Raw genomic sequence first — 1,033 nt, 5'->3', positions numbered from 1 at the left:
CCCGACGCGAAGAGTTCTTGCGGACCATGGAGACAATAGTGCCATGGGCCGCTCTGTGCCAGGTGATAGAGCCGCACTACCCCAAAGCAGGCAACGGCCGCCCGCCCATTGGCCTTGAGCGCATGCTGCGCATCCATTTTCTTCAGCACTGGTTCAACCTGGCCGATCTGGCGTGCGAGGAGGCTCTGTATGACAGTGCCAGTCTGCGCCGCTTTGTGGGGATTGACCTGGGCCGCGAACGCGTGCCCGACGCCACCACGCTGCTGAAGTTTCGCAAACTGCTCAATGAGCAAAAACTGGGTGAAGCCCTGTTTGCCAAGGTAGGCCAGCAATTGCAGGAGCGCGGCTTCAAGGTCAACACCGGCACCATCGTGGATGCCACCATCATCGCCGCGCCCAGTTCTACCAAGAACGCCGACAAGGCGCGCGATCCCGATATGCACCAGACCCGCAAAGGCCAGCAGTGGTATTTCGGCATGAAGCTGCACATTGGCGTGGACAGCCAAAGCGGGCTGGCGCACAGCGCCGTGGTGACGGCGGCCAACGTGCATGACAAACACCCGCTGCCCGATCTGCTGCATGGCAACGAGCAGCGCGTGTACGGCGACTCGGCCTACGCCAGCCAGAAGGCTCTGATCCGGGGCAAGGCGCCCCAAGCCAAAGACTTCACCAACCAGCGCACCCGCCGTGCAGGCGAGGTGGACGAAGTTCAGCGGGCCAAGAACCGCAACAAGTCACGCATCCGCGCTCGGGTAGAGCATGTGTTCGGGGTGGTCAAGCGCCTGTGGGGATTCACCAAGGTGCGCTACCGCGGGCTGCAGAAGAACGCCACACGCGCATTCACGGCCTTGGCGCTGGCCAACATTTTCCTTGCCCGAGGGCGACTGCAGGGACAGGTGCGCCCGTAAGGGTGGAAATCGGGCCTCAAGGCCCTGCGAACGGCCCAAATGGGCGGCGCAAGAGGCCACAAAATCCAAAAAATGGCGTCTTCCGCGTTCGCGCGGGAAATTTCGAGGGCTTGTTCAGCGTAGCC

1 protein-coding gene is annotated in these 1,033 nt (G+C 62.3%); it reads left to right on the top strand.

The window, feature by feature from the left end; genetic code table 11:
- Positions 1 to 908 (top strand): IS5 family transposase (locus DBR23_RS28675; protein WP_108500304.1); only part of this gene is annotated, 908 nt, incomplete at its 5' end.
- Between the last annotated feature and the right edge of the window lie 125 nt (positions 909 to 1,033).

The organism is Acidovorax sp. HMWF018 (assembly GCF_003061035.1).
Classification (GTDB): Bacteria; Pseudomonadota; Gammaproteobacteria; order Burkholderiales; family Burkholderiaceae_C; genus Acidovorax; species Acidovorax delafieldii.
Note: the sequence above shows the minus strand (reverse complement) of the source record. Positions and strands in the feature narration are given on the sequence as shown.